Raw genomic sequence first — 21910 nt, forward strand, 5'->3', positions numbered from 1 at the left:
GCACCGGAGCATGATCGGATCTCCCTCTCAGTGACCGCGGCGGCCCGCCGCGCACGCTCACGTAGCATCGGGCCGGTGCAGCAGCGGAGCCGAGGACCCCGCCGGCCGGGGCTCAGCCTCGGCCGGGTGCTCGGGGTGCCGCTGCGCGTCGACGCCTCGATGCTGCTGCTCACCGTCGTCGTCACGGTGCTGTACGCGGCGCTGGCCCGCCGCCAGCTCGACCTCGGCCCGCTCGGCGGCTACCTGGTCGGGTTCGGCTTCGTGGTCTCGCTGCTCGGCTCGGTGCTGCTGCACGAGCTGGGCCACGCGCTGACCGCCCGCCGCTACGGCATCGGTGTGCGCGGGATCACGCTGGAACTGCTCGGCGGGTACACCGAGATGGACCGCGACGCACCCACGCCGCGGATCGAGCTGCTGATCTCGCTGGCCGGGCCGGCCGTGTCCGCCGTACTCGGCGCCGGCGCGGTCGCCGCCACCCTCGCGTTGCCCGCCGGCACGCTCGGCCACCAGCTCGCCTTCCAGCTCGCGGTCAGCAACGTCGTGGTGGCGATCTTCAACAGCCTGCCCGGTCTGCCGCTGGACGGCGGGCGGGCGCTGCGCGCCGCGGTGTGGGCGCTCACCCGCGACCGGCACCGCGGCACCGAGGTGGCCGGCTGGGTCGGCCGGGCCGTCGCGCTGGGCACGCTGGCGCTGGTCGTGGTGCTCACCATGCGCCGGGCGCTGGCCCCGCTGGCCCTGCCGCTGCTGCTGCTCGTCGCACTGACGCTGTGGCGCGGCGCCGGCCAGTCCATCCGGCTGGCCCGTATCGGCCGGCGCCTGCACCTGGTCGACCTGGCCCGGCTGGCCCGCCCGCTGCTGCCGGTGCCCACCGGCACGCCGCTGGCCGAGGCCCAGCGCCGCCGCGACGAGGCGGCCACCCCGCACGCGGCGCTGGGCGTCATCGACTCCGCCGGCCGTACCGTCGCTGTGGTCGACCCGGCGCGCGCCGCCGCCGTACCCCCGGAACGGAGGCCGTGGGTCGCGGTGGACGAGGTGGCCCGCGACCTGTCCGCGGTGCCGGCCCTGCCGGTCGGCGCGGACGGCGAGCGGGTCCTGGAGACCGTACGCACCCACCCGGGCGCGCAGTACGTCGTGACGGCAGGCGAAGATGTGGTCGGCGTGCTGCATATCGCGGATCTCGCCCAGCTCCTGGAACCCAAACGGAAGACGAACACGTGACCGTAGAGATCTCCACCGTCCCGGCGTTGCCCCCGGTCCACCGCGGGCCGTTCCGGCCGGGCGACCGGGTCCAGCTGACCGACCCCAAGGGCCGGATGCACACCGTGACGCTGGAGCCCGGCAAGGAGTTCCACACCCACCGGGGGATCCTCAAGCACGACACCCTGATCGGCCTGCCCGACGGCAGCGTGGTCACCACCGCCGGCGGCGGCACCGCGTTCCTGGCGCTGCGGCCGCTGCTGTCGGACTACGTGCTCTCCATGCCGCGGGGCGCCCAGGTGATCTACCCGAAGGACTCGGCGCAGATCGTCGCCATGGGCGACATCTTCCCCGGCGCCAAGGTGCTGGAGGCCGGCGCCGGGTCCGGCGCGCTGTCCTGCTCGCTGCTGCGGGCCGTCGGCACCGAGGGCGAGCTGCACTCGTTCGAGCTGCGCGACGACTTCGCCCAGATCGCCCGCCGCAACGTGGAGGCGTTCTTCAACGGCCCGCACCCGGCCTGGAACCTGCACGTCGGCGACGTCGCCGACTGCGCCGAGACCGGTTTCGACCGGATCATCCTGGACATGCTGACGCCGTGGGAGATGCTCGACATGGTCGAGCGGGCGCTGGTGCCCGGCGGCGTGCTGATCGGCTACGTGGCCACCACGCCGCAGCTGTCCGAGCTGGTCGAGGCGCTGCGCGAGCGTGGCGGCTGGACCGAGCCGCGCGCCTGGGAGTCGCTGGTGCGCGACTGGCACGCCGAAGGGCTGGCGGTCCGCCCGGACCACCGGATGATCGCCCACACCGCGTTCCTGGTCTCCGCCCGCAAGCTCGCCCCCGGGGTCACCGCGCCGCCGCGCCGCCGCAAGCCCAGCAAGGGCGCCGAGGCGTACGCGCAGCGCCGCGACGCCCTGCGCGCCGCCGCCGCGGCCCGCGCGGAGCAGGAGCCGCAGGAGTCCTGACCCCCGACGCGCGGGCGCGCGCGTACGGGCGGATCATGTGTGCCGGTGGGCACGACACCTGAGCGGGTGGAGACGGTGGCATGAGCGAGCGGATCGGGGCGCGCGTCGGGCGGCGCGCCCGTGCCGGTGACCTGGACCGGTGGCAGCACGGCGGCGCGGCCCGGTGGGAGGCGGCGTGAGCAACCCCGGCTACGGCAACGGTGACCTGCCCGCCGTCTTCCCGGACTGGTCGCCCTACACCGACCTGGAGTCGGCCGCCCGCGCGTACCTGCGCGACCCGGACATCGCGCTGGAGGCGCTCGACGGCGTGCTGCGCGGCGCCTCCGTGCTCGGCTTCACGCTGGAACGGTTCGTCAACGAGGTGAACGGCGTGTGGCAGGAGGTCGTCGTCTGCGACGGCAGCCGGCTGGTGCTCTGGCACGGCGAGGACGTGCCACCGGGGGAGGGGCCGCCCGGCGCGATGACCTCGTCGCTGCGGGTGGTGCCGCTGTCCACCGTCACCGAGGTCGGCTGCCGGCGGCGGCTCATGCGGGCCGAGAACGGCACCGTACGGGTCGACAGCATCGACGTGTACCTGCTGCTCAGCTCCCTGGACGAGGCGCCGCCCAGCGACGAGGTGGCGGGCGCGCCCCGGCACGACGCGCTGCGTTTCGGCAAGACCCTCGACGACGGCGGGGCGGGGCAGATCGCCCGGCTGGAGGAGTTCGCCCGACTGGTCGCCTCGGTGGTCGGCCGGCCCCTGCTCTGAGGCGGACGAACGGCGGGCCGGGGACGTGTGGTCCCCGGCCCGCCGTGCAGCTGTCCGGGCCTCAGTCGTCGGCCTCCGGGCCGGCCACCTCCACGCCGTCGCTGCCGCGCACCACGTGGATGCACTCGCCCGGGCACTCCTTCGCCGAGTCGATCACCTCGAGGCGCAGGTGCTCCGGCACGTCCACCCGGGCGCCCGGGGCCTGCCGCAGCTCGCCGTCGGGGCCCTTGACGTACGCCAGGCCGTCGACGTCGAACTCGAAGACCTCCGGCGCGTACTGCACGCAGAGCCCGTCACCGGTGCAGAGGTCCTGGTCGACCCAGACCTGCAACTGGTCGGTCGCGACGTCGGTCACGAAGCACCCCCCATGTTCTCCCGTCCCACGCTCCGACGGTACCCGAACGCCCGTACCCACCCCGCGACCAGCCCTTCGCGATCAAGCTTCGGTGACGAGCGCGTTGCTGTGGACCGAATCGGGCTCATAGCGGCTAGTGTTAGGTCAGAACGTTCAAGCCCCCCGGGGAGGTGGGACGTGGCACGCAGCGACGACGCGGACTCGCGCGCCGCACGGTGGGAAAAGGAAGCCCACGATCTCTCCACGCAGGTCGCGTTCCTGCAAGAGGAACTCGCTCTGGTGCGGCGCAAGTTGACCGAAAGCCCTCGACACGTCCGGCAGCTCGAAGAGCGGCTGGCGGCCACCCAGGCCCAGTTGGCGCGGCTGACCGAGAACAACGAACGGCTCGTAAGCACCCTCAAGGAGGCTCGCGCGCAGATCGTGACGCTCAAGGAGGAGATCGACCGGCTCGCCCAGCCACCGAGTGGCTACGGCGTCTTCCTGGCCAAGCACGACGACGGCACGGTGGACGTGTTCACCGGCGGGCGCAAGCTCCGGGTGGCGGTCTCGCCGTCGCTGGAGGCCGACGAGCTGCGCCGTGGCCAGGAGGTCCTGCTCAACGACGCGCTCAACATCGTCGACGCGTTCGGTTTCGAGCGGGTCGGCGAGGTCGTGATGCTCAAGGAGATCCTGGCGGGCCCGGACGGCGCGCCGGGTGACCGGGCGCTCGTGGTGTCGCACTCCGACGAGGAGCGGATCGTGCACCTCGCCGAGACCCTGATCGGCAGCGCGATCCGGGCCGGCGACTCGCTCATGATCGAGCCCCGCTCGGCGTACGCCTACGAGCGGATCCCGAAGAGCGAGGTCGAGGAACTGGTCCTGGAGGAGGTGCCCGACGTCAACTACGAGGACATCGGTGGCCTCCAGGCGCAGATCGAGCAGATCCGCGACGCGGTGGAGCTGCCCTTCCTGCACTCCGACCTGTTCCGTGAGCACCAGCTCCGGCCGCCGAAGGGCATCCTGCTCTACGGTCCGCCCGGCTGCGGTAAGACGCTGATCGCCAAGGCGGTGGCCAACTCGCTGGCCAAGAAGATCGCCGAGCGGGAGGGCAAGGAGCGGCACACCAGCTTCTTCCTCAACATCAAGGGCCCGGAGCTGCTCAACAAGTACGTCGGCGAGACCGAGCGGCACATCCGGCTGATCTTCCAGCGGGCGCGGGAGAAGGCCGGTGAGGGCACTCCGGTGATCGTGTTCTTCGACGAGATGGACTCCGTGTTCCGCACCCGCGGCTCCGGCGTCTCCTCGGACGTGGAGAACACCATCGTCCCGCAGTTGCTCAGCGAGATCGACGGCGTGGAGGGCCTGGAGAACGTCATCGTCATCGGCGCCTCCAACCGGGAAGACATGATCGACCCGGCGATCCTGCGTCCCGGCCGGCTCGACGTGAAGATCAAGATCGAGCGGCCGGACGCCGAGGCGGCGAAGGACATCTTCTCCAAGTACATCCTCGCCGGCCTGCCGCTGCACGCCGACGACCTGGCCGAACACGGCGGCGACGCCCAGGCCACCGTCGCGGCGATGATCGACGCGGTGGTCCTGCGGATGTACTCCGAGACCGAGGAGAACCGCTTCCTCGAGGTCACCTACGCCAACGGCGACAAGGAAGTCCTCTACTTCAAGGACTTCAACTCCGGCGCGATGATCCAGAACATCGTCGACCGGGGCAAGAAGATGGCCATCAAGGAGTTCCTCACCTCCGGCCGCAAGGGGCTGCGCCTGCAGCACCTGCTCGACGCCTGCGTCGACGAGTTCCGGGAGAACGAGGACCTGCCCAACACCACCAACCCCGACGACTGGGCGCGCATCTCCGGCAAGAAGGGCGAGCGGATCGTCTACATCCGCACGCTCGTCTCCGGCGGCAAGGGCGCCGAGGCCGGACGGTCCATCGAGACCGCCAGCAACACCGGCCAGTACCTGTAGTCCGACCCTGCGACGAAGGCCCGTGGCGCACCCGCCACGGGCCTTCGCGCGTACGCAGGGAAGCCGCCACACCGGACCCGGCGCTGCCGCCACGCCCCCTCGGCGCGTCACGCCGACTACGCTCGACATGACGGGGACCGGGACGGCGAGCGGGAGCGGGCAGGTCGATGAGCGTCAGAAGGATCATGGGCACCGAGGTCGAGTACGGCATCTCCGTGCCCGGTCAGGCCGGAGCCAACCCGATGGTCACCTCCTCCCAGGTGGTAAACGCCTACGGGGCGCGGCCGGAACTCAACCGGGGCGGCCGGGCCCGCTGGGACTACGAGGAGGAGTCGCCACTGCGCGACGCGCGCGGGTTCACCTACTCCGGCGCCGCGTACGACCCGGCCGAGGCGCTCGCCGACGAGGACCTCGGCCTCGCCAACGTCATACTCACCAACGGCGCGCGGCTCTACGTCGACCACGCCCACCCGGAATACTCCACGCCCGAGGTGACCAACCCCCTCGACGTGGTCCGGTGGGACAAGGCGGGGGAGCGGGTGATGGCCGAGGCGGCCCGGCGGGCCGCGACCATCCCGGGCACCCAGCCGATCCACCTGTACAAGAACAACACCGACAACAAGGGCGCCAGCTACGGCGCGCACGAGAACTACCTGATGCGCCGGCAGACGCCGTTCGCCGACATCGTGGCGTACCTGACGCCGTTCTTCGTCACCCGGCAGATCGTCTGCGGCGCCGGGCGGGTCGGCATCGGCCAGGACGGCGGCCAGACCGGTTTCCAGATCTCCCAGCGGGCCGACTTCTTCGAGGTCGAGGTGGGGCTGGAGACGACGCTCAAGCGGCCCATCATCAACACCCGCGACGAGCCGCACGCCGACGCCGACAAGTACCGCCGGCTGCACGTCATCATCGGCGACGCCAACCTCTCCGAGATCTCCACGTTCCTCAAGGTCGGCACCACCGCGCTGATCCTCACCATGATCGAGGAGAAGGCGCTCGGCGCGGACCTGGGCATCGCCGACCCGGTGGGGGAGCTGCGCGCGGTCAGCCACGACCCGTCGCTGAAGCACCTGATGCGGATGCGCGACGGCCGCAAGCTCACCGCGCTGGACGTGCAGTGGGCGTACCTGGAACGGGTCAGCTCCTTCGTGGACGACCGCTACGGCAAGGACGTGGACGCGCAGACCGCCGACGTGCTGCGCCGCTGGGAGAGCGTGTTGGACCGGCTCGGCCGCGACGCGTTCGAGTGCGCAGACGAGCTGGACTGGGTGGCGAAGCTGCGGCTGCTGGAGGGCTACCGGGAGCGGGAGAAGCTCGGCTGGGGCTCGCACAAGCTGCAGCTGGTCGACCTGCAGTACTCCGACGTGCGGCCGGAGAAGGGCCTCTACCACCGCCTGGTGCAGCGTGGCTCGATGAAGACGATGCTCAGCGACGAGCAGACCCGCACCGCGATGACCGAGCCGCCGGAGGACACCCGGGCCTACTTCCGGGGCCGCTGCCTGGCGCAGTACGCCTCCGAGGTGGTCGCCGCGAGCTGGGACTCGGTCATCTTCGACGTGGGCCGGGAGTCGCTGGTGCGGGTGCCGATGATGGAACCCGAGCGGGGCACCCGGGCGCACGTCGGTGAGCTGTTCGACCGCTGCGAGAGCGCCAAGGATCTGCTGGAGACGCTCACCGGCGGGTGACCCGGATGCCGGAAGGCCCGTCGGGTGCCGGAACCGGGCGCGCGGCGGGCCTTTCGTCGCTCCCGCGAGGTAAGTTGATCGCAGGCGATCGTGGAGGAGGCACCACCATGGCGACCCAAGAGGGTGGGCAGACCCAGTCCGGCAAGTCCCGCGAGGAGGTCGACGAGGTCACCGCGGAGGCGAACCCCGAGGTGGCCGAGCGGCACGCCGAGATCACCGAGGACGTGGACGACCTGCTCGACGAGATCGACTCCGTCCTGGAGGAGAACGCAGAGGAGTTCGTGAGGGGATATGTGCAGAAGGGGGGTCAATGAGGCCTATGTCCGATTTGCCTGAGGCTTCGGACAAGCTTTGCCCCCAGTGCCGCCGCTCGCTTCCCGCGTCGGCGTTCCACCGTAATCGGCGTCGTCCAGACGGGCTGGCGTTCTACTGCAAGACGTGTGCCGCTGCTCGCTCAGAGGCGAGTCGCCGGAAACGTGGCATCGCGCCGCAGCGAAGGGCTGCCGTGCCGGTAGCCGACGGCCTCAAGTGGTGCCCCGACTGCGAGCAGATCAAGCCCGTTGACGATTTCCCCCGAACGACCAACGCCAGCGGTCGGCACAGCTACTGCAAGCCGTGCCACATCGCCCGCGGTAACGAGACGAAGCAGCGACTCTACGGCGGCAATCGCGAGTACCACCTGCGCCGCCGCTACGGGGTCGGGGAGAAGGAGTTCCAGGAGCTCCTGACCGAGCAGGGCGGCGTGTGCGCGATCTGCCGGCGCCCCGATCCGGAACATCTGGACCACGATCATCGCACCGGATGGGTGCGCGGGATACTCTGCTTCAACTGCAACGGTGGTCTTGGCCAGTTCAAGGACAACGCCGAAGTCCTGGCCAGGGCGATCACGTACCTGAGAGGAACCACGTGGCAGCGGGTTTTGATCCATCCGGGCGTCTTCCAGATGTGTTCACCAACGCGGGGACGTCCTCCTTCACAGCGTTCCTGAGCAAGGTGGCCCCCGAGATGCTGCCCGGCCGTCGGCCGCTGCCGCCCGGCATGGCCGCCGACATGGCGCCGCACGCGACCACCATCGTGGCTATCTCGGCCGCCGGTGGCGTGGTCATGGCCGGCGACCGGCGCGCCACGATGGGCAACCTGATCGCCCAGCGCGACATCGAGAAGGTGCACCCGGCCGACGCGTACTCGCTGGTCGGCATCGCGGGCACCGCGGGCATCGGCATCGAGCTGATGCGACTGTTCCAGGTGGAGCTGGAGCACTACGAGAAGATCGAGGGCGCGATGCTCTCGCTCGACGGCAAGGCCAACCGGCTCGCCTCGATGATCCGCGGCAACCTGGGCGCGGCCATGCAGGGCCTGGCCGTGGTCCCGCTGTTCGCCGGTTTCGACCTGGCGGCGAGCGACCCGGCGCGGGCCGGGCGGATCTTCAGCTTCGACGTGACCGGCGGCCCGTACGAGGAGACCGGCTACGACGCGATCGGCTCCGGCTCGCTGTTCGCCAAGTCGGCGCTGAAGAAGCGGTTCCGGACCGGCCTGTCGGTCGAGGACGCGACGCGGCTGGCGGTCGAGGCGCTCTACGACGCGGCGGACGACGACACCGCCACCGGCGGCCCGGACCTGACCCGGCGGATCTACCCGGTCGTGATGACCGCGACCGCCGAGGGCACGCACCGGCTCACCGACGCCGAGACGGCGGCGATCGCGGAGAGCGTGGTGGCCGGCCGGATGGAGAACCCCGGCGGCTGAGGCCGATCCCACCGTCCACCGAGTCAGCAGTCCCGCAGAAGGAGAACCGCCGCCGTGGCCATGCAGTTCTACGCCTCGCCCGAGCAGATCATGCGCGACCGCTCCGAGCTGGCCCGCAAGGGCATCGCCCGGGGCCGCAGCGCGGTGGTCCTGAGCTACGCCGGCGGGGTGCTCTTCGTCGCCGAGAACCTGTCCAGCACGCTGCACAAGGTCAGCGAGATCTACGACCGGATCGGCTTCGCCGCCGTCGGCCGGTACAACGAGTTCGAGAACCTGCGTCGCGCGGGCGTGCGGATGGCCGACCTCAACGGCCTGAGCTACGACCGGCGGGACGTGACCGGCCTGGCCCTGGCGAACGCGTACGCGCAGACGCTTGGCGCGATCTTCACCGAGCAGTCGAAGCCGTTCGAGGTGGAGATCTGCGTGGCCGAGGTGGGCGCCACGCCCGAGGACGACTCCCTCTACCGGGTGACCTACGACGGTTCGGTGAACGACGAGCCGGGCCGGATGGCGATGGGCGGCCAGGCCGAGGCGATCAGCGGGGTGCTGAAGAACGAGCACCGGCCGGAGATGTCGCTGTCGGAGGCGGTCCGCGCCGCCATGAAGGCGCTGAGCAGCGTCGGCGGCGAGGGCGGCGCGGCCCGCACGATCGCCGCGAACCAGCTGGAGGTGGCGGTCCTGGACCGGCGCCGGGTGGGGCGTACGTTCCGGCGGGTCACCGGCGCGGCGCTGACCGCGCTGCTGAACGGCGAGGCCGAGGGGGACGTCGCCCCGGCGCCGGGCCAGGCGAAGACGCCAACAGTGCCCACGGAGGAAGCGAAGAAGCCGACCACGTCGGCGGGCTCGGCCGATCTGGAGGGCAACGCGGAGGACAAGCCCGCCGAGTGACACCTGCGCACTGACCCCGTCGCCGCGTCGCGGTGGCGGGGTCTTTCGCGTACGGGAGGCCGCCGGCTTTGCGGTCCGCGCGGGGGAGATCGCAAGCGGTGAGCGTCGGCGATGCCCATCGGAGGCTCCGGGCGGCTAATGTCTCATCATGGAGCGGCGAATCTTCGGCCTCGAAACCGAGTACGGCGTCACCTGCACCTATCGCGGGCAACGCCGACTGTCCCCCGACGAGGTCGCGCGGTACCTGTTCCGGCGGGTGGTGTCGTGGGGCCGGTCGAGCAACGTGTTCCTGCGCAACGGCGCCCGTCTCTATCTGGACGTGGGCTCGCACCCGGAGTACGCGACGCCGGAGTGCGACTCGGTGACCGACCTGGTGGCGCACGACCGGGCCGGTGAGCGGATCCTGGAGGGGCTGCTCGTCGACGCGGAGAAGCGGCTGCACGACGAGGGCATCGCGGGTGAGATCTACCTGTTCAAGAACAACACCGACTCGGCCGGCAACTCGTACGGCTGCCACGAGAACTACCTGGTGTCCCGGCACGGCGAGTTCGGCCGGCTCGCCGACGTGCTCATCCCGTTCCTGGTCACCCGGCAGTTGATCTGCGGCGCGGGCAAGGTGCTGCAGACGCCGCGCGGCGCGGTCTACTGCCTGTCGCAGCGGGCCGAGCACATCTGGGAGGGCGTCTCGTCGGCGACCACCCGCAGCCGGCCGATCATCAACACCCGGGACGAGCCGCACGCGGACGCGGAGCGGTACCGCCGGCTGCACGTGATCGTCGGTGACTCGAACATGAACGAGGTCACCACGCTGCTGAAGGTCGGCACCGCCGACATCGTGCTGCGGATGATCGAGGCGGGCGTGGTGATGCGGGACCTCACGCTGGAGAACCCGATCCGGGCGATCCGCGAGGTGTCGCACGACATCACCGGCCGGCGCAAGGTGCGGCTGGCGGCCGGCAAGGAGGTCTCGGCGCTGGAGATCCAGCAGGAATACCTGGCCAAGGCGACGGAGTTCGTGGAGCGCCGGGGCGGTGACCAGACCGCGAAGCGGGTGGTCGATCTGTGGGGGCGGGTGCTGCGCGCGGTCGAGACCGGCGATCTGGACCCGGTGGCCCGGGAGATCGACTGGGTCACGAAGCTGAAGCTGATCGAGCGGTACCAGCGCAAGCACGACCTGCCGCTGTCGCACCCGCGGGTGGCGCAGATGGATCTGGCGTACCACGACCTGCGGCGTGGGCGCGGCCTGTACGGGCTGCTGGAGCGTCGCCGCGAGGTGGACCGGGTGGCCACGGACCCGGAGATCTTCGAGGCGAAGGAGACGCCGCCGCAGACCACCCGGGCGCGGCTGCGCGGCGAGTTCATCCGGCACGCCCAGGAGAAGCGGCGTGACTTCACGGTGGACTGGGTGCACCTGAAGCTGAACGACCAGGCGCAGCGCACGGTGCTGTGCAAGGACCCGTTCCGGGCCTACGACGAGCGGGTGGAGCGCCTGATCGCCAGCATGTGACCGCCCACGGGCGGCCGGTGCCCGGCACCGGCCGCCCGTGGCACGGGTAGGCTGTCGTCGCGATGAACACTTCCGAATCCGCCGGTCGCCCCGACCGTGAGACGTCCTCCGGCCGCGACGGCGGCGAGAAGCTCAACTGGATCGATCGCCGCCGGGAGAAGATCCGGGCCGAGATCGAGCGCAACCGGCGCGGTGACTACACGGTCCCGACGTGGGTGCTGGCGGCGGCGCTGGTGCTGATCGTCGGCGGATGGCTGGCGTTGATCCTGCTGCTCGGCTGAGTTCGGCTCAGTTGTACGGCATCCGGGGGAACCAGCCGAAGCCGAACATGGCCGGCACCCGGATGTCCCAGTAGATGACGGTGAAGACGCCGAGCGCGACGAGCAGCGCTCCGGTGACGGCGGCGGCGCGGCGGGGGTCCGCCATCCAGGCGAGGAAGCGTCCGCGGCTGATCGCCACGGCCAGGGCGAAGACGGCCGTGACGAGCAGGATGTTCCCGAGGGACTGCAGCGTGAACGCCAGCGCCCCGTAGAGCGGGTTGCCGGTGTCGACGGCCCAGTGGAACAGCTTGTTGAACATCGGGTAGGGGCGGCCGACGAGGAACCCGCCGACGAGCGCGCCGATGGTGATCACCCGGGCGACGGGCCGGTGCGCGAAGATGTCCGGCACGAGCTTGAGCGCGGCGAGCCCGAGGTAGGTGAGGGCGAGTCCGATGACGCCGAAGACGACCGAGGACTGGATGAGGCGTACCGGGACGGTGCCGACCGTCTCGGTGGACAGCTGGGGCAGCCGGTCGCCGAGCAGGACGCCGATGATGCCGTAGGCGGCCGAGACGACGACCATGCCGAGCGCGAGCCAGCCGACCGGGCGCAGCAGGGCGCGCAGCGCGGACCGGGTGCCGCTGGCGGGGTCGGCGCCGGAGACCTGGCTCATCGGCCCGACCGAGGCCGCCACGGCGATGTTGCAGGCGGTGAAGGTGCCGGCGAAGCCGGAGACGAAGGCGAAGAGCATCCCGGCGACGGCGCCGGTGATGGCGGTCTCCTTGGCGTCGTGGCCGAGCACGGTGTTGGCGACGTTGTCGCCGATGACCTTGTCGACGAGCTCGAAGGACCACAGGACGGCCAGCAGCACGCCGGCTGCCGCGCTGATCAGGGCGAGTCGGAGGGGATGCGGCGGGCGGTGGGTGGAGATCCTGGCGTCGGGGGCCGCGTTCGGGAGTTGTCGCAGTGCCATGGGGGGTCGCCTCCTAACGGCGGCCAGCCGCGTTTCCCGCGCGGCTGCCTGGCGCGGACGGCGGTGACGGGATGGCCGGAGTCGATTTCCCGGACAGTATGGGGAGGCCGCGTGGGGCCCTGGTTCTTCGATCATGCTGACCTGTCTCCGGTGTCTGGCCCGGGCGGCGGGGGTGGCGGCACTCTGGACGGCGGGCCGCCGGCGTGACCGGGCCGGCACGGACAGGGGAGCGTGACGTCATCGCACACATCGATCTCGGGCTGGACGAGAAGGCCTATCCGGGCATCCAGGGGCCGCTGCGGTTCCGTCCGGAGACGGCGAAGCCGCTGGGCGAGCTGGCGGAGGTGCTGTTGCGCGCTCCGCATCCCACCTTGACGCCGGGGGAGCGGGAGCTGATCGCGGCGTACGTCTCCGGCCTCAACGACTGCGACTTCTGCTGTTCGTCACACGCGGCGTTCGCCGCCGCGCAGCTGCCCACGGGGATGGAGTTCGTCGACCGGGTGCGCGCGGACGTGGCGACCGCGCCGGTCGGCGCGAAGCTGCGGGCCCTGCTGCACATCGCCGCCGCGGTCCGGCGCAGCGGCCGGGAGGTCACCACCGAGCTGGTGGAGGCGGCCCGCGCGGCGGGCGCCACCGACCTGGAGATCCACGACACGGTGCTGATCGCGGCGGCGTTCTGCATGTTCAACCGCTACGTCGACGGGCTGGGCACGTGGACGCCGCAGGATCCCGAGGTGTTCGCGCGGGCCGCCGACCACCTGGTCGCGAACGGCTACCTGGCGATCTGAGGGCGGCGGGCTCAGCCCAGCAGGCGGGCCGCGTGGCGGCCGGCGGCAGCGGCGGCCAGGAAGTAGGCGTGGTCGGCGTCCAGGCCCCGGCCCATCGTGGACAGGCCGACCGGGCCGGCCCGCAGAGCCGCGTCGAGGCCGTCGGTGGGCACTGTGACGATCGTGTGCCGGTCGGCCAGCGGCGCGAGCGCCGCGGCGACCTCCGCCGCGAGGGCGGGGTCGAGGCCGTCCGGCACCACCAGCTCCGCGGGGGCCAGCGCGACCTGGCCGTACGCGGTCAGGCTGTGGTGGGAGACGCCACGGTGCCGGGGCCGGGCGTCGGCGTCGGAGATGCGCAGCGAGCCGACCGGGCGCCCGCCCAGCGTGGCGACCGCGTTGACGGCTTCGCCGACGGCGACGCCGGAGAAGCCCCAGCGGGTTCCGGTGCCGAGGTTGCCGGGGCCCTGGGCGACGATCGTCAGGTCCGCGCCGAGTACGTGCCGGGCGGCGAGCAGGCCGCTGTGCAGCGTGCTCGCCTCCAGGTCGCCGCCGAACGCCTGGCCCACGCTCACCGTGCCCACGAGGTGACCGGCCAGGCCGGCCAGGGTGCGGGAGAACCAGGCGGGCAGCGCCCCGCCGTCGGTGAGCACGTACGCGACCCGGGCGTCGGGCGCGTCGGCGCGTACCCCGGCCAGGATCGCCGGCAGCGCGGAGTGCAGGTCGGCGGTGACCACCGGCATGCCGTCGACCGACTCGGCGGCGGCGAGCAGTTCGTGGTGCGGCGACGCCTCCTCGTCCACGCCCAGCAGGATCGGCTGCAGCGGCGTGTAGCGGGCCTTGACCAGGTGCCCGGCGTCGCGGCTGTCGCCGGCCTGCGGCGGGTCGGCGGGCAGCCGGTCGGGCAGCGCGACGACCAGCGCGTAGCCGCCGGTGCCGAGGCCCATCAGCAGCGCCCCGGCGTTGAGCAGCACCCGGTCGCCGGGCTCCGGCTCGCCGACCAGCGCCGGGTAGGCCAGGGCGCGCATCCGGACGCCGTCGGGCAGGTCGACGTCGAGTTCGACGGCGCCGGACCACCGTCGCCGTACCGCCGTGACCGTGCCGGACCGCCATCGCACCATGCGGTGCACGGTATCGGCCGGGGTGCGGGCGGGCCGGGGGCGGGTCAGGTGTCGCCGTCGAGCGGGCGACCCGTCTCGTCCTGGGTGGTGCGGGCGGGCCGCCCGGCCGTGCGGGAGCGGGTGGGGTCGAGGAAGACGTACGCGATCTCCGGGAAGCGCCCGGTGAGCCGGCGTTCGGCCTCGTCGGCGGCGGCCTCGATGTCGGCGCCGGTGGCGTCGTCGTGGAAGTCGACCTTGGCGGCGACGAGGATGTCGTCGGGGCCGAGGAACATGGTCATCAGCGTGTCGATCCGGTCCACGGTCGGCACGTCCGCGAGCTCCCGTTCGATGCGCCGGTGCAGCCGGTCGGAGACCGAACGGCCGACCAGCAGCGAGATGTTGCTGCGGGCCAGCACGACGGCGACCACGAGCAGCAGCACGCCGATGAGGATCGAGGCGATCCCGTCGTACAGCTCGTCGCCGGTGAGGTGGGACAGGGTGAGCCCGGCGGCGGCGATCAGCAGGCCGACCAGCGCGGCGCTGTCCTCCAGGAAGACCGCCTTGACCGTGGTGTCGGCGGTCAGGCGCAGGTAGCGGCGAGGGGTGGTGCCCCAGCGGCGCGACTCGCCGCGCACCTGCCGCACCGCCCGGGCCAGCGACACCGACTCGATGGCGAACGAGACCGCCAGCACCACGTACGCGACGAGGTACTCGCCGCTGTGCTCGTGCACCAGGATGGTGGTGACGCCGTGGGTGATGGCGAAGCCGGCCCCGGCGACGAAGGTGAACAGCGCGGCGAGGAACGCCCAGACGTAGCTCTCCTTGCCGTACCCGAAGGGGTGCCGGGTGTCGGCGGGCCGCGCGCCCCGGCGCAGCGCCAGATAGAGCAGCACCTCGGTGGTGGTGTCGGCGAGCGAGTGGGCGGCCTCGGAGAGCATCGCCGCGGAGCCGGAGATCAGGCCCGCGACCAGCTTGGCGACGGCGATGGCGAGGTTCGCCGCGCCGGCCACCACGACCGTGCCGACGCTCTCGGTCTTGACCTCCGCTTCCACCATGCGCTCACCCTATGACCGGTCGATGCCCGTCGCCGGTCGGGAACACCTCCGCGCCGCGCCGCGCGGGTGCCCGCGCGCCATGCGCGGGCTGCTAGCGTTTGCACGTGTCCCGGACCCGTACCGAACGCCTGGTCAACCTGGTGATCTGCCTGCTGTCGACGCGACGCTTCCTGACCGCCGCGCAGATCGCCGCGACCGTGCCCGGCTACGAGCACGACCCGGACGACGCCAAGGACCACGAGGCGTTCCAGCGCAAGTTCGAGCGCGACAAGGCCGAGCTGCGTGAGCTGGGCGTGCCGCTGGAGACCGGCACGGCGAGCGTCTTCGACGCCGAGCCGGGCTACCGGATCGCGCCGCGCGCCTACGCGCTGCCCGACATCCCGCTCGAACCGGACGAGGCCGCGGCGGTGGGCATCGCCGCGCGGCTGTGGCAGCACGCCGGGCTGGCCGCTGCCGCGTCGTCCGGGCTGGCGAAGCTGCGCGCCGCCGGCATCGACGTGGACCCGCAGGCCACGCTCGGCCTGGAGCCCATGGTCACGGTCGACCCGGCGTTCGCGCCGCTGACCGCCGCTGCGCGGGACCGCCGCGAGGTCAGCTTCGACTACCGGGTGCCGGACCGGGACGCGCCCACCCGGCGCCGCCTCCAGCCGTGGGGGGTGGTCTGCTGGCGCGGCCGGTGGTACGTCGTCGGTCACGACCTGGACCGCGCGGCGACCCGCTGCTTCCGGCTGTCCCGGGTGGTCGGCACGGTCCGGGCGACCGGCGAGCCGGGCGCCTACGAGCCGCCCGTCGGCGTCGACCTGATCAGCCACGTGGCCCGCTGGTCCGGGCCGGTGGAGCGCACCGGCCGGGCCACGGTGCTGGCCACTCCGGGCCGCGCCGCCGGGCTGCGCCGCTGGGCGGTGGAGTGCCAGGCCGGCCCGGACGGCGACCGGCTGGTGCTGCCGTACGCCGACGCCGACTACCTCGCCGGCCAGATCGTCGGGTACGGCCCGGACGTGCGGGTCCTGGAGCCACCGGAGGTACGGGAGGCGGTCATCCAGCGGCTGAAGGAGGTCGCCGCCCGGCACGACGAGCTGGCGACCGCCGGGGGTGCCCGGTGACCCGCCCGGCGGCCCGCGCCGGCCGTGCCTCCGCCGACCGGCTGGCCCGGCTGCTCAACCTGGTGCCCTACCTGCTGGCCCGCCCCGGCATCGAGATCGCCGAGGCGGCGCACGACCTCGGGGTGACCGAGAAGCAGCTCCGGGAGGACCTGGAACTGCTCTGGGTGTGCGGGCTGCCCGGCTACGGCCCCGGTGACCTGATCGACATGGCGTTCGACGGCGACCGGGTCACCATCACCTACGACGCCGGCATCGACCGGCCGCTGCGGCTCACCCCCGACGAGGCGCTGGCCCTGGTGGTGGCGTTGCGGATGATCGCCGAGACGCCCGGGGTGGCCAACCGGGAGGCGGTCGAGCGGGCGCTCGCCAAGATCGAGAACGCCGCCGGTGACCTGGCCGGCGCGCCGGTGGAGGTCCGCCTGCCCGGCGACAGCGCCCGGGTACGCGAGCTGCGCGCCGCCGTCGAGCGCGGCCGGGCGCTGCGGATCACCTACTACACCGCGGCGCGGGACGAGACCACCGAGCGCACCATCGACCCGCTGCGGATGCTGATGGTCGGCGGCCGGGCGTACGTGGAGGCGTGGTGCCGCCGTGCCGAGGCGGTGCGGCTGTTCCGGGCCGACCGGATCGACGCGGTGGCCGAGCTGCCGGAGCAGGCGGTCGTGCCGCCGCAGGCCCGCCCGCACGACCTCAGTGACGGCGTGTTCCGCCCGTCGGCCGACCTGCCGCTGATCACGCTGCGGATCGGCCGGGGCGAGCGGTGGATCACCGAATACTATCCGTGCGAGCGCGTCGAGGCCGACGGCGAGCAGTGGCTGGTGTCGCTGCGCGTCACCGACCTCGGGTGGGCCCGGCGGTTCGTGCTCGGGCTGGGCCCGGAGGTGACGGTGGTCGCCCCGGCCGAGCTGGCCGAGCAGGTACGCGCCCAGGCCGTGGCCGCGCTCGACGCGTACGCGACCCCGGCCGGCACCGCCGACCCGGCGGCCGCCGGCGTCACCCGATAGGCTGACCGCCGTGGTGAAGTGGATCGTGCTCGGAGTCGTGCTGTTCGCGCTTGTCGTCCTGGCGCTGGCGGTCCGTCCGGTGGTGAGCCGCCTGTCCGGGCTGCGCCGTTCCGCGCTGGCGTTGCAGCGCCGGGCGGCCGAGGCGGAGTCGCTGCGGACCGCCGCCGAACAGCTGCAGGCGCGGGCCGAGTCGCTCCAGGAACGGATCGTCGTCGCGCAGGAGCGGATGACGTTGATCAAGGCCAAGCGCGGCGACTGATCGAGGGCCCCCGGCCCGGTGAGCGTCGTTTGCGCGTAACCGGGCGGTTGCGCGCAGAAATGCGCGGACCTGGACGGTTGACGGGACACTTCGGGTTGGTCGAAACTTCACCGATCGGGCCCGCACCAGCAGGCCCACCGGGGTGGCAAGCCGCTGCGACGCACGTACGATGGGCGGCGACCCACCCTCACCGACACAGAGCGACTGGAGCTTCCCATGGGTGCCCTCAAGCCGTGGCACATCGCCGTACTCGTGGTCGTGCTGATCCTGCTGTTCGGCGCGAAGCGGCTCCCCGACGCGGCCCGCTCGCTGGGCCGATCCCTGCGGATCATCAAGGCCGAGACCAAGAGCCTGCAGGACGACGACCGTAACCTCGCCGAGAAGGCGGACGCGCAGGCCGGCTACCAGCCGCTCCCGCCGCAGCAGCCGGTGCAGGGGCAGCCGTACGCGCAGCAGCAGCCGTACACGCCGCAGCCGCAGCAGCCGGTCGCGCCGCCGGCCGACCCGGTGCAGCGCGTCCGCGAGAACTGATCCGAGAGGGCCCCAACCACCGTGGCCTTCGGGTTGAAGAAGCGCGGCCCGAGCAACTTCGCGCGGGCCGCCGACGGCTCGATGACGCTCATGGAGCACATCCGTGAGCTGCGCAACCGGCTGTTCCGCGCGTCGCTGGCGATCCTGGTCGGCTTCGGCTTCGGCGTCTGGCTGTCCGGGCCGGTGCTGCACATCCTGCAGAAGCCCTACTGCGACCTGCCCAAGGCGCGGTTGATCGACGGCAACTGCAACTTCGTCCAGCTCGGTCCCGCCGACCTGTTCCTGCTGCAGATGAAGGTGGCCCTCTGGGTCGGCCTGATCATCGCCGCGCCGATCTGGCTCTACCAGCTCTGGGCGTTCATCGCGCCCGGCCTGCACCGGCACGAGCGGCGGTACGCGTACTTCTTCACCGCGCTGGCGGCCCCGCTGTTCGCGGCCGGCGCGGTGCTGGCGTACTTCGTCACGTCCAAGGGCCTGGAGTTCCTGCTCAACGTCTCCGGCGGCGGCGACGTGACCACCACTCTCGACATCACCCGCTACGTCGGGTTCGTCACGAACCTGATCCTGCTGTTCGGGGTGGCGTTCGAGTTCCCGCTGATCGTGCTGATGCTCAACTTCGTCGGCCTGGCCAGCGCCAAGCGGCTGCTCAGCTGGTGGCGGGTGGCGGTGTTCGTGTTCTTCGCGTTCTCCGCCGTAGTCACGCCGACGCCCGACCCGTTCGGCATGACCGCGCTGGCGATCTGCCTCTGCGCGCTCTACTTCGCCGCGGTGGGGGTGGCGTTCATCAACGACAAGCGGCGCGGTCGCGGGCGTGAGGTCTACGCCGGCATCGCCGACGACGAGGTGTCACCGCTGGACCTGTCGACCGAGCCGGTGCCCGCCGGGGGCCGGATCGAGGCGTCCGAGCCGATCGGGGCGCCCGAGCCCGTCGTCGCCCCGAAGCCGATCGAACGCCGCTACGACGACATGACCTGACCGACCCCGCTCACCCGGACGCCGTCCCCATCGCACGGGGGCGGCGTCCGCGTTTCCGCAGCCGCCCCTCGCCGCCGCGCCGAGTGCCCTCCGCCGACCTTGAACTCGATGCCCGCGCGACGGCCCGCCCTCACGTTGATCATGGACTTGCTGCCCCTCGGATGACCGGTTTCCGCACTTTGCCCGGGCAGGAAGTGCAAGATCGCCGGGGCCGGGGCCGGGGCCGGGCCGGGGCCGGGGGGTCAGGTGATGCGGCGGGCTGCGTTGGGAGCGGCGGCGGGGAGCGCGTCGGGGTGGAGGATGGCGGCTATGGTCTCGGCGCCGTCGACCAGGCGCGGGCCGGCGCGCACGATCAGGCCGTCCGCGTCCAGCGCCCACACCTGCGCGCCGGGGAAGTGCCCGGCCACGCCGGCGGCCTGCTCGGCCGCGCCGTCGAGACGGAAGCCGCACGGCGCGACCAGCACCACGTCGGGGCGGGCGGCCCGCAGGGCGTCCCAGGTGGTCGGGCCGGACCGGGCGCCGCGATGGGTGCCCACCGGCTCGCCGCCGGCCACGTCGACCAGGTCGGGAATCCAGTGCCCGGCGCCGAACGGCGGGTCCACCCATTCGACCACCGCGACCCGGGGCCGGGGCCGGCCGGCCACCGCCGCGCGGACCGCCGCGAGCCGGCCGCGCAGGCCGTCGACAAGCGCCTCGGCGCGGTCCGGCACCCGGGCCGCCGCGCCCACCGCGCGGATCGACTCCAGCACGTCGTCCAGGGTGTACGGGTCCAGCGACAGCACCTCCGCCCGGCACCCGAGGTGGTCCACCGCGTCGGCGACCCGGCCCGAGGGCAGCGCGCAGACCCGGCACAGGTCCTGGGTGAGGATCAGGTCCGGGTCCAGCCCGGCCAGCGCCCCGGCGTGCAGCGTGTACAGGTCGGCCCCGGCCGCGACCTGCGCCTTGACGTAGGCGTCGATGTCGCCGGGACTCATGCCCCGGGTGTCCCGGCCGCCGACGACCACAGTGGTGCCCGCCCGGTACGACGGGGGCACCTCGCACTCGAACGTGACGCCGACCAGGTCGTCGCCGAGACCCAGCGCGTACACGATCTCGGTGGCGGAGGGAAGCAGGGAGACCAGCCGCATGCCGCCATCATGCCGGTCCCGCGGACCGCCCGGTGCGCGGCACATCGGGCCGCCCTCGGGCCTTGCCGCGACGCCGTACGCGCTTAGACTCTGCTGACTCCGCCGAGCCCCCCGGGCGGTGTGCCGGGGTGCGTCGGCGCCCCGTTCCGGTCAGTCCGTCTGACCTGCGCTCCGGAGAACCCGATGAAGAGCCGTACCGCCGCCGTCCTGACCGTCCTCTGCGCGGCCACCGCGCTCACCGCCTGCGGTGACGACGAGCCCGCGCCGAAGGGCCAGCAGGTGCCGGTGACCGCCACCGACACCAGTTGTGAGGTCACCACCACGCTGTTCACCCCGGGCACCGTCACGTTCACCGTGACCAACCGGGGTCAGCAGGCCACCGGGGTCTACGTCTACGGCCGCGAGGGCGACGCCTTCACCAAGGTGATCGCCGAGGTGGCGGACGTGCCGGCGGGCCGTACCGGCGACCTGCGGGCCTCGCTGCAGACCGGCACGTACGAGGTGGCCTGCAAGCCCGGCCGGCAGGGCGACGGCGTGCGTACGAAGATCACCGTGTCCGACGACGGCAACCTGGCCAGCGCCGCAGCCGAGGTGGCCTACGACCGGTCGGTGACGATCGAGCTGACCGACGACGCGATGACCGGGGTGGACGCCCTGATCGCCGAGCCGGGCGAGAAGCTGGCGTTCAAGGTGACGAACAAGACCGCCGGGGCCCGGACGCTGTACGTGCTCAACCCCGACGGCAAGCGGGTCGCGGAGATGAAGGCGGAGGCCAACGGCACCGCCGAGACGGTGGTGACGCTCGGCGCGGCGGGGGACTGGTCGCTGAAGGTCAAGGGCGACGGCGTGCCGTCGGTGAGCAAGCGGCTGGTGGTGCGCTGAGGCGGCCGCGAAAACACCATCGATCCGGCTGCATCCACCGGGGACGGTGCGGGCGAAGCATTGGTCGTGACGACAGTCACGGACCTGGTCGCTTCGACGAAAGGCTCCCCGATGAACATCGCTCGTCTCGCCGCCCGGCTGGCCGTGGGCGCCACCGCGGCGGCGGTGGCCACCACCGCCGTCGCCGTGCCCGCCCGGGCCGGCGCCAAGCAGCCGGGCACGCGGTCGCTGGCCGCCGTGCTCACCGCGGACAAGAGCGGCTTCGACCGCAACTCGCGGGACTTCGACGTGCTCACCAAGGCGGTCCTGACGGTGCTGCAGGCCAAGCCGGACTCGCCGGTGAAGGTGCTCACCGACGGTACCGTCGCGCTGACCGCGTTCGTGCCGAACGACTACGCGTTCCGCGAGCTGGTCCGGGACATCACCGCCGCGAAGAAGCTGCCCGGGGAGAAGGCCGCGTTCGACGCGGTCGCCGGCCTCGGCGTGGACACGGTGGAGGACGTCCTGCTCTACCACGTCGTGCCGGGCGCGACGATCGACCGGAAGGCGGCGCTGAAGGCGGACGGCGCGGACCTGACCACCGCGCTCGGCGCCACCGTCGAGGTGGACGTGAAGCGCTGCTGGTACGGCCGCGAGGTGCGCCTGGTCGACGCCGACACCAGCGACCGCAACGCCAAGGTGGTGCGGTACGACATCAACAAGGGCAACAAGCAGATCGCGCACGCGGTGGACCGGGTGCTGCGCCCGATCGACCTTCCCTGAACCACCCCCGCCACGGCGCCCGGCACCCCCTGCCGGGCGCCGTCGGCGTGTGCCGCCCGTTCGCGGCT

The 21910-nt window shown here is 72.5% G+C and carries 24 protein-coding genes; 19 read left to right on the plus strand and 5 right to left on the minus strand.

Annotated elements, in window-relative coordinates:
* The first annotated feature begins 75 nt into the window (after positions 1–75).
* The 3 genes from J3R08_RS15275 to J3R08_RS15285 all read left to right on the plus strand — a co-directional run bounded on the left by J3R08_RS15275 (position 76) and on the right by J3R08_RS15285 (position 2907).
* Positions 76–1218, plus strand: a complete 1143-nt coding sequence (locus J3R08_RS15275; protein WP_369830130.1) for a M50 family metallopeptidase — start codon at positions 76–78, stop codon at positions 1216–1218.
* Positions 1215–2159, plus strand: coding sequence for a tRNA (adenine-N1)-methyltransferase (locus tag J3R08_RS15280; protein ID WP_043324388.1), 945 nt, complete (start codon positions 1215–1217; stop codon positions 2157–2159). Before J3R08_RS15275 ends, J3R08_RS15280 begins: the two co-directional genes overlap by 4 nt.
* A gap of 175 nt (positions 2160–2334) precedes the next feature.
* A complete protein-coding gene (locus J3R08_RS15285) occupies positions 2335–2907 on the plus strand; it encodes a hypothetical protein (RefSeq protein WP_043330176.1) in 573 nt (190 codons plus the stop codon).
* 61 nt (positions 2908–2968) lie between these two features.
* Here J3R08_RS15285 and J3R08_RS15290 read toward each other — a convergent pair whose 3' ends face one another.
* Entirely contained in the window at positions 2969–3262 is a 294-nt protein-coding gene (locus J3R08_RS15290; RefSeq protein ID WP_043324386.1) for a ferredoxin, read from the minus strand.
* Between the two features lie 177 nt (positions 3263–3439).
* Between J3R08_RS15290 and arc the strand changes: the two genes are divergently transcribed.
* From arc to J3R08_RS15330, 8 genes are all read left to right on the plus strand, one after another.
* Positions 3440–5221, plus strand: coding sequence for a proteasome ATPase (arc, locus tag J3R08_RS15295; RefSeq protein WP_043324384.1), 1782 nt, complete (start codon positions 3440–3442; stop codon positions 5219–5221).
* Positions 5222–5388: 167 nt separating this feature from the next.
* Positions 5389–6906 carry a depupylase/deamidase Dop gene (dop, locus tag J3R08_RS15300; RefSeq protein WP_036344014.1) on the plus strand — a complete coding sequence of 506 codons (1518 nt, stop codon included), beginning with the start codon at positions 5389–5391 and terminating at the stop codon, positions 6904–6906.
* 107 nt (positions 6907–7013) lie between these two features.
* A complete protein-coding gene (locus tag J3R08_RS15305; RefSeq protein WP_030504127.1) occupies positions 7014–7220 on the plus strand; it encodes a ubiquitin-like protein Pup in 207 nt (68 codons plus the stop codon).
* 191 nt (positions 7221–7411) lie between these two features.
* A complete protein-coding gene (locus tag J3R08_RS15310) occupies positions 7412–7894 on the plus strand; it encodes an endonuclease VII domain-containing protein (RefSeq protein WP_104112475.1) in 483 nt (160 codons plus the stop codon).
* Positions 7813–8652 (plus strand): proteasome subunit beta, encoded by an 840-nt coding sequence (gene prcB, locus J3R08_RS15315; RefSeq protein ID WP_030504129.1) that lies wholly within the window; start codon positions 7813–7815, stop codon positions 8650–8652. The genes J3R08_RS15310 and prcB overlap by 82 nt, the downstream gene beginning before the upstream one ends.
* 54 nt (positions 8653–8706) lie before the next feature.
* Positions 8707–9540, plus strand: coding sequence for a proteasome subunit alpha (gene prcA / locus J3R08_RS15320; protein ID WP_113973697.1), 834 nt, complete (start codon positions 8707–8709; stop codon positions 9538–9540).
* 148 nt (positions 9541–9688) lie between these two features.
* Positions 9689–11047, plus strand: coding sequence for a Pup--protein ligase (pafA, locus tag J3R08_RS15325; protein ID WP_030504131.1), 1359 nt, complete (start codon positions 9689–9691; stop codon positions 11045–11047).
* A gap of 62 nt (positions 11048–11109) precedes the next feature.
* The gene (locus tag J3R08_RS15330; protein WP_030504132.1) at positions 11110–11328 is read left to right on the plus strand and encodes a hypothetical protein; all 219 of its coding nucleotides are present in this window, start codon (positions 11110–11112) and stop codon (positions 11326–11328) included.
* 7 nt (positions 11329–11335) lie between these two features.
* Here J3R08_RS15330 and J3R08_RS15335 read toward each other — a convergent pair whose 3' ends face one another.
* Positions 11336–12280, minus strand: a complete 945-nt coding sequence (locus J3R08_RS15335) for a hypothetical protein (protein ID WP_209961707.1) — start codon at positions 12278–12280, stop codon at positions 11336–11338.
* 239 nt (positions 12281–12519) lie between these two features.
* Between J3R08_RS15335 and J3R08_RS15340 the strand changes: the two genes are divergently transcribed.
* Positions 12520–13068 carry a carboxymuconolactone decarboxylase family protein gene (locus J3R08_RS15340; RefSeq protein ID WP_064446506.1) on the plus strand — a complete coding sequence of 183 codons (549 nt, stop codon included), beginning with the start codon at positions 12520–12522 and terminating at the stop codon, positions 13066–13068.
* A gap of 11 nt (positions 13069–13079) precedes the next feature.
* Here the strand turns inward: J3R08_RS15340 and J3R08_RS15345 are convergent, their stop codons facing one another.
* The gene (locus J3R08_RS15345; RefSeq protein WP_209961708.1) at positions 13080–14165 is read right to left on the minus strand and encodes a DUF3866 family protein; all 1086 of its coding nucleotides are present in this window, start codon (positions 14163–14165) and stop codon (positions 13080–13082) included.
* Between the two features lie 44 nt (positions 14166–14209).
* On the minus strand, positions 14210–15199 hold the full coding sequence (locus tag J3R08_RS15350) for a cation diffusion facilitator family transporter (RefSeq protein WP_043324375.1): 990 nt from the start codon (positions 15197–15199) through the stop codon (positions 14210–14212).
* 104 nt (positions 15200–15303) lie between these two features.
* Here J3R08_RS15350 and J3R08_RS15355 point away from each other — a divergent pair, with 104 nt between their 5' ends.
* From J3R08_RS15355 to tatC, 5 genes are all read left to right on the plus strand, one after another.
* Entirely contained in the window at positions 15304–16302 is a 999-nt protein-coding gene (locus J3R08_RS15355; RefSeq protein ID WP_069089790.1) for a YafY family protein, read from the plus strand.
* Complete coding sequence (locus tag J3R08_RS15360) at positions 16299–17306, plus strand: YafY family protein (protein WP_043324373.1); 1008 nt, start codon at positions 16299–16301, stop codon at positions 17304–17306. Before J3R08_RS15355 ends, J3R08_RS15360 begins: the two co-directional genes overlap by 4 nt.
* A 10-nt stretch (positions 17307–17316) precedes the next feature.
* Positions 17317–17565 (plus strand): hypothetical protein, encoded by a 249-nt coding sequence (locus J3R08_RS15365; protein WP_043324371.1) that lies wholly within the window; start codon positions 17317–17319, stop codon positions 17563–17565.
* A 216-nt stretch (positions 17566–17781) separates the two neighbouring features.
* A complete protein-coding gene (gene tatA, locus J3R08_RS15370; protein WP_043324368.1) occupies positions 17782–18096 on the plus strand; it encodes a Sec-independent protein translocase subunit TatA in 315 nt (104 codons plus the stop codon).
* A 21-nt stretch (positions 18097–18117) separates the two neighbouring features.
* Positions 18118–19071 carry a twin-arginine translocase subunit TatC gene (gene tatC, locus J3R08_RS15375; RefSeq protein WP_043324366.1) on the plus strand — a complete coding sequence of 318 codons (954 nt, stop codon included), beginning with the start codon at positions 18118–18120 and terminating at the stop codon, positions 19069–19071.
* A gap of 242 nt (positions 19072–19313) precedes the next feature.
* Here tatC and J3R08_RS15380 read toward each other — a convergent pair whose 3' ends face one another.
* A complete protein-coding gene (locus J3R08_RS15380; protein ID WP_069089789.1) occupies positions 19314–20198 on the minus strand; it encodes an ABC transporter substrate-binding protein in 885 nt (294 codons plus the stop codon).
* A gap of 183 nt (positions 20199–20381) precedes the next feature.
* Here J3R08_RS15380 and J3R08_RS15385 point away from each other — a divergent pair, with 183 nt between their 5' ends.
* Together J3R08_RS15385 and J3R08_RS15390 are read left to right on the plus strand one after the other, a co-directional pair.
* Complete coding sequence (locus tag J3R08_RS15385) at positions 20382–21080, plus strand: hypothetical protein (RefSeq protein WP_064446096.1); 699 nt, start codon at positions 20382–20384, stop codon at positions 21078–21080.
* Positions 21081–21191: 111 nt separating this feature from the next.
* Positions 21192–21842 (plus strand): fasciclin domain-containing protein, encoded by a 651-nt coding sequence (locus J3R08_RS15390; protein ID WP_176722893.1) that lies wholly within the window; start codon positions 21192–21194, stop codon positions 21840–21842.
* The last annotated feature ends 68 nt before the right edge of the window (positions 21843–21910 follow it).

This window comes from Micromonospora sp. HB375, assembly GCF_017872985.1.
Taxonomy (GTDB): domain Bacteria; phylum Actinomycetota; class Actinomycetes; order Mycobacteriales; family Micromonosporaceae; genus Micromonospora; species Micromonospora chalcea.

What these genes read in the sequence shown, in the direction of transcription:
- J3R08_RS15385 (WP_064446096.1), top strand. Translation starts at nt 20,382, where the DNA reads ATGAAGAGCCGTACCGCCGCCGTCCTGACCGTCCTCTGCGCGGCCACC.
- dop (WP_036344014.1), top strand. Translation starts at nt 5,389, where the DNA reads ATGAGCGTCAGAAGGATCATGGGCACCGAGGTCGAGTACGGCATCTCC.
- J3R08_RS15345 (WP_209961708.1), bottom strand. Translation starts at nt 14,165, where the DNA reads ATGGTGCGATGGCGGTCCGGCACGGTCACGGCGGTACGGCGACGGTGG.
- tatA (WP_043324368.1), top strand. Translation starts at nt 17,782, where the DNA reads ATGGGTGCCCTCAAGCCGTGGCACATCGCCGTACTCGTGGTCGTGCTG.
- J3R08_RS15335 (WP_209961707.1), bottom strand. Translation starts at nt 12,280, where the DNA reads ATGGCACTGCGACAACTCCCGAACGCGGCCCCCGACGCCAGGATCTCC.
- J3R08_RS15380 (WP_069089789.1), bottom strand. Translation starts at nt 20,198, where the DNA reads ATGCGGCTGGTCTCCCTGCTTCCCTCCGCCACCGAGATCGTGTACGCG.
- pafA (WP_030504131.1), top strand. Translation starts at nt 9,689, where the DNA reads ATGGAGCGGCGAATCTTCGGCCTCGAAACCGAGTACGGCGTCACCTGC.
- J3R08_RS15305 (WP_030504127.1), top strand. Translation starts at nt 7,014, where the DNA reads ATGGCGACCCAAGAGGGTGGGCAGACCCAGTCCGGCAAGTCCCGCGAG.
- J3R08_RS15390 (WP_176722893.1), top strand. Translation starts at nt 21,192, where the DNA reads ATGAACATCGCTCGTCTCGCCGCCCGGCTGGCCGTGGGCGCCACCGCG.
- J3R08_RS15350 (WP_043324375.1), bottom strand. Translation starts at nt 15,199, where the DNA reads ATGGTGGAAGCGGAGGTCAAGACCGAGAGCGTCGGCACGGTCGTGGTG.
- J3R08_RS15330 (WP_030504132.1), top strand. Translation starts at nt 11,110, where the DNA reads ATGAACACTTCCGAATCCGCCGGTCGCCCCGACCGTGAGACGTCCTCC.